Source organism: Marivivens marinus (genome assembly GCF_035969385.1).
GTDB lineage: Bacteria > Pseudomonadota > Alphaproteobacteria > Rhodobacterales > Rhodobacteraceae > SELP01.
Genome location: NZ_JAYKKJ010000017.1, coordinates 1 through 5558, shown reverse-complemented (window position 1 = coordinate 5558; position 5558 = coordinate 1). Strand labels below are relative to the sequence as shown.

Below are 5558 nucleotides of genomic sequence, written 5' to 3'. Positions count from 1 at the left end.
GCGGGGTGGAGCAGCCCGGTAGCTCGTCAGGCTCATAACCTGAAGGTCGTAGGTTCAAATCCTACCCCCGCAACCAAATACAAAAACAAAAAGACCCGCCGACAAACGGGAGAGCCGTGAGGACTGAAGGCGAGCGCCTTGGCGGTTTGCGCAGGTTTCCATCGTGTCCCTGTCGATGCCAATGTGCAACTTACGTCATATCCCCCGTTTCGGGTCGCTTTGCTTGCGCGCGTTCCACGCGCCTTCGCCCTCCCCGGTATTCAACAATGAAACCCAGACCACGATTTGGGTAACAAAGTCGGCGCGTGCCCATACAGTCAAATTATGGAATGGCGAACACGAGACTGACGCGTCTGGCGGCAGATATTCGTCTCATGCTGGAGGATTGCCGCCGGCAGTTGACCCATTGCTTGCGCCCTTTTCCCAAAATCGTCTATGTCTTGCGAAACCCAAGGTCTACTTGGGGACGCAGGCGTGCCTTGTTTCAACGGACCACAAGGCCAGTATGTCATAATGGTAACTGGATCGCTGGCCATGACTGGCCCGTAGCCAAGGGTGAAGATTAGGAGCAGACAAATGGCGACCACAACGTTTTCAGATGGAACCCCGACAAACGGTGCCGACCCGTGGATCGACAGCCTTGTTTGGGGCGGTCATTGGACGGACGCTGGCGGCATCGTAACCATCACCTATTCGATTGAATCCGGCACGCCACCAAGCGGGCTGTTCGACACCACCGGAGATGGTGCTGCATGGTTTGCTTACGAGATCGCGGCTTTGCAGGCCGCTTATGCAGCATGGGAAGCGGTCGCGAACATCGAGTTCCAGCTGGTCACCAGTAACGCCAATATCGAGAACTGGCTTGGGTCGGCTGCCCAGGTTGGCGCACTTGGTTGGCATAACATCCCGATAAACAACGCGGCCATGCCGCTCTATGGGGTCTTCAACTATGAAGGGACGGGTTGGACGTCGTCTGGATTGGAATCTGGTGGCTATGGTTTTGTGACGCTCATTCACGAGATCGGCCATGGCTTGGGCCTTGCCCATCCGCACGACGGCGGCAGTTCAATCGACGCGACGAATTTCCCGGGCGTGACTTCTCCATTCGGTGACTTCGGTGACTACGACCTGAACCAGGGCATCTGGACCACGATGTCCTACAACGATGGCTGGCAAACCGAGTATCCGACGTTCTTCGATGCCAACTATGGCTGGCAGGCCACGCCGATGGCTTTGGATATTGCGGCGATCCAAGAACTATATGGGGCGAACACGACCCATGCGTCGGGGAACGATACCTATAATATGCCGGACGCAAATGGCGCGGGAACCTTTTGGTCTTGCATCTGGGATACCGGCGGCAATGACACCATCAGCCATGCGGGCGGTACCAATGCGGCCGTCATCAACCTGAATGATGCCCCGCTTGCGGCAGACCCGGCCAATGCGGGCGGGTTCGTGTCATATGCCGATGGGATCATCGGTGGATTCACTATCGCCAACGGTGTGATGATCGAAAACGCGATTGGCGGCAATGCCGCCGACCACATCACCGGCAACGAAGGCAACAACTCGCTCAACGGTGGTGCCGGTAACGACACGATCCTGGGCGAGGACGGGGATGATACCCTGATCGGCGGGTTGGGGACCGACTACCTGTATGGTGGGGCAGACAATGACATCTTCGAAGGCAACGGCGGGGATGACACTGTCTATGGCGGGACTGGCAACGATATCCTGGTCGAAGCGCTTCTGAGCGAAACCTCGAGCGAGTTTGCCAACGGTGGCGACGGAACCGATACGGTTGTCTTCACCGGGTTTTCGACGCTGGACCAACTGCTTGCCGCGATCGAATTCGTCGATCTTGGCGGCGGTCAGATTGCTGTCCGGGAAACCGGAAACACCGGCAATGAAATCATCCTCGAGGCGTTCGAGAATATTGGCGTTGGTACCAGCGCCAGCAGCATTCTGGAATCCGATACCATCGCAAACCTGATCGCGGCCGATGCGTTCAACCCGATCGAAGGAACCCCAGGCTACGACAGCCTGACCGGCACCTCCGGCGCGGACAGCGTGACCCTGCGCGCCGGAAGCGACTATTTCGATGGCGGCGACGGCGCGGATTCGGTCGACGGCGGTATCGGCTGGGACGAAATCCACGGTGGCCTCGGCAACGATTTTATCGAAGGCAAGGACGGCTACGACCAGCTCTATGGGGATGCCGGCAACGATACTCTCTTCGGTAACAACGGGCGTGACACCGTCTATGGTGGTGATGGCGACGACACCATTGATGGCGGCAAGAACCCCGACCTTCTATATGGGGATGCCGACAACGATACGATTTCGGGGAAATCGGGTGCCGACACGATCTATGGCGGCACCGGCAATGACGACTTGAACGGCAACGCGGGAACCGACACGGTCTATGGCGATGCAGGCGATGACGTTATTTGGGGCGGTATCTCGCATGATGATCTGTTCGGCGGGTTGGACAACGATTCCATCTATGGCCAAAACGGGTTCGATGACCTGTTTGGCGGCGACGGGAACGATTTCCTGAACGGCGGTGGCGGCAACGACACTCTCAACGGGGATGCTGGCGACGATACACTTTATGGCGGCGCGGGTGACGATGTGTTCATCTTCGACTCCGGCGCGGATGTGATCACCGACTACGACCCGACTCGGGATACTATCCAGATCGACAGCAGCCTGTTGGTCGAAGCAGTTCCTGACGGGAATGACATCCTGAACTATGCGTCGACCGTGGGCGACCACGTCGTTCTCGATTTCGGGAGCGGTAATGTGCTGACGATCAACAACCTGATCGACGCGAACCTCTTGGTAGACGAAATCGTCTACTTCTAGGACCGTGTGATCGTGCCGGGCAGGTCGTCTTGCCCGGCAGATCCCGGCCACACGCCCCAAACTGGGGGAAATCCCGCACCAATATGTCCATGACAGCTTCTGGCCATCTTGATATGCAGCGCCGTCAAAGGAACTAAGAAGAGGTTGCGAGCCAGTGCGGATCGAAGAAACGCCAATTGCGGGGCTGCTTGTCCTCACCCCGAAAAGGTTCGGCGACAATCGCGGGTTCTTCTCTGAATCCTACAGCGCGCGGGCGATGTCCGAAGCCGGGGTCGACACGGTTTTCGTTCAGGACAACCATTCCCTGTCCGCCAAGGTCGGCACGGTCCGAGGGCTGCATTTCCAGACGCCGCCCCACGCGCAGGCCAAACTGGTCCGCTGCGGCAAGGGGTGCCTGTTTGACGTGGCCGTCGACATCCGCAAGGGATCCCCGACCTATGGACAATGGTTCGGGGTCGAACTCAGCTTTGAGAACGGCAAACAGTTGCTGGTCCCCGAAGGGTTTGCCCACGGTTTTGTCACCCGCGCGCCGGACACCGAAATCATTTATAAATGCTCTGACTATTACGCTCCGGACTGCGAGGGCGCGGTGCGTTGGGATGACCCCGCCGTCGGCATCGACTGGGCGCTTGGCGAGGTAACCCCGATCCTGTCGGACAAGGACGCCGTCGCGCCCGGTCTGTCCGACCTCGATAGCCCGTTCGTCTGGGAGGGTGCGGTATGAAGATCATCGTAACCGGCGGCGCGGGTTTCATCGGATCGGCTGTCGTGCGGCAGGCAATTGGCGCAGGGCACGAGGTCGTCAACCTTGACGCGCTGACCTATGCCGCCTGCCTCGACAATGTCGCCAGCGTGGCAGACAGCCCGTCCTATGCCTTTGAACATGTCGATATCCGGGACCGGGCCGCGCTGGACCGGGTGTTCGATACCCACCAGCCAGACGCGGTGATGCACCTGGCTGCCGAAAGCCACGTGGACCGGTCCATCGACGGACCGGGCACCTTCATCGAGACGAACATCCTTGGCACCTTCCACCTGCTCGAGGCGGCGCGGGCCTATTGGGTCAAAGCGGGGAAGCCGGACAGTTTCCGGTTCCACCACATCTCGACTGACGAGGTTTATGGGTCGCTGGGCGAAACCGGGCAATTCACCGAAGACACCCCCTATGATCCGCGCAGCCCCTATTCGGCCTCCAAGGCCGGATCGGATCATCTGGTCCGGGCGTGGCATGAGACTTATGGGCTGCCTGTTGTCCTGACCAATTGCTCGAACAACTATGGGCCCTTCCATTTCCCTGAAAAGCTCATCCCTGTTGTTATCCTCAACGCTTTGGCCGGCAAACCGATCCCCGTCTATGGCAAGGGTGAGAACGTGCGGGACTGGCTGTTCGTCGAGGATCATGCCGATGCGCTTCTGACCGTCCTGCAACGCGGGGCGCTTGGCCGGTCCTACAATATCGGCGGCGAAAACGAGGCGCGGAACATCGATATCGTCCGCTCCATTTGCGCCATCCTCGATCGCAAGCGGCCCAAGGATGCCCCCTATACCGATCAGATCAGCTTTGTCACCGACCGGCCCGGCCACGATCTGCGCTATGCGATCGACCCCACCCGTATCCGTGAAGAACTGGGCTGGCGTCCTTCGGTGACGCTGGATCAGGGTCTGGAACGGACGGTCGACTGGTATCTCGGCAACGAAGATTGGTGGCGTGCGCTGCAAAGCCGCGAAGGCGTCGGCGAACGGCTTGGGGTCAAGGGATGACCCTGCTGGTCTTCGGCAAGTCAGGTCAGGTCGCGACAGAGCTTTCGGGGCTGGCCCCGGACGCCATTTTCCTTGGTCGCGATCAGGCTGACCTTTCCAACCCCAACGATTGTGCCGATGCCGTCCTGACCCATCGCCCGACAGCGGTGATCAACGCTGCCGCCTACACCGCCGTGGATCGGGCGGAACAGGAAGAAGAGCTTGCAACCGTGATCAACGGCGACGCGCCCGGCGCCATCGCCGGGGCCTGCGCCGATCTGGATATCCCGCTGGTGCACATTTCCACCGACTACGTTTTTCCCGGCGATGGTACGGCCGCGTGGCGGCCGGAGGATGCAACCCAACCATTGAACGCCTATGGGCGGTCCAAACTGCGGGGCGAAGAAAGGGTGCGGGCGTCAGGTGCAGATCACGCCATCCTGCGCACGTCATGGGTTTTTTCCGCGCATGGGGCGAATTTCGTGAAAACCATGCTGCGTCTGTCCGAAACGCGTGACAGGCTGACGGTGGTGGCCGATCAACAAGGCGGGCCAACGCCAGCGCGGGATATCGCGGCGGCCTGCATCGCGATTACTGGCAAGCTCGACGGCGACACCAGCGGCACCTATCATTTCTCCGGTGCGCCCGATGTCTCTTGGGCCGATTTTGCCCGTGAGATTTTCCAGCAATCCGGGCAAACGGTTGAGGTGGCAGATATCCCCAGTAGCGACTTTCCGACCCCGGCGCGGCGCCCGTCGAACTCCCGCATGGATTGCTCCTCGCTCGCGACCACCTTCGGGATCGACCGCCCCGACTGGCGGGTTGGGCTGGCAGTGGTCCTTCGCGACCTCGGGGCATCATCATGACAACCCGCAAGGGCATCATCCTTGCAGGCGGGTCCGGCACGCGGTTGTATCCGATCACCCAAGGCGTGTCGAAGCAGCTTT

Annotated in this window: 5 protein-coding genes; all 5 read left to right on the top strand. The window is 59.9% G+C overall.

Going from position 1 to position 5558, the window contains the following annotated elements:
- The first annotated feature begins 576 nt into the window (after window positions 1-576).
- Entirely contained in the window at window positions 577-2871 is a 2295-nt protein-coding gene (locus U3648_RS16280) for a M10 family metallopeptidase (protein ID WP_420860282.1), read from the top strand.
- A 154-nt stretch (window positions 2872-3025) separates the two neighbouring features.
- The gene (gene rfbC, locus U3648_RS16275) at window positions 3026-3595 is read left to right on the top strand and encodes a dTDP-4-dehydrorhamnose 3,5-epimerase (RefSeq protein WP_420860281.1); all 570 of its coding nucleotides are present in this window, start codon (window positions 3026-3028) and stop codon (window positions 3593-3595) included.
- Window positions 3592-4632 carry a dTDP-glucose 4,6-dehydratase gene (gene rfbB / locus U3648_RS16270; protein ID WP_420860280.1) on the top strand — a complete coding sequence of 347 codons (1041 nt, stop codon included), beginning with the start codon at window positions 3592-3594 and terminating at the stop codon, window positions 4630-4632. The genes rfbC and rfbB overlap by 4 nt, the downstream gene beginning before the upstream one ends.
- Window positions 4629-5477: a dTDP-4-dehydrorhamnose reductase gene (rfbD, locus tag U3648_RS16265; protein WP_420860279.1), complete on the top strand. Its 849-nt coding sequence runs from the start codon at window positions 4629-4631 to the stop codon at window positions 5475-5477. Before rfbB ends, rfbD begins: the two co-directional genes overlap by 4 nt.
- Window positions 5474-5558: sugar phosphate nucleotidyltransferase (locus U3648_RS16260; RefSeq protein ID WP_420860283.1), on the top strand; the 85-nt coding region annotated here is incomplete at its 3' end. The genes rfbD and U3648_RS16260, both read left to right, overlap by 4 nt.

Excerpts from the sequence above, each read along its gene's own strand:
- rfbD (WP_420860279.1), top strand. The coding sequence starts at position 4,629 with ATGACCCTGCTGGTCTTCGGCAAGTCAGGTCAGGTCGCGACAGAGCTT.
- rfbB (WP_420860280.1), top strand. The coding sequence starts at position 3,592 with ATGAAGATCATCGTAACCGGCGGCGCGGGTTTCATCGGATCGGCTGTC.
- U3648_RS16280 (WP_420860282.1), top strand. The coding sequence starts at position 577 with ATGGCGACCACAACGTTTTCAGATGGAACCCCGACAAACGGTGCCGAC.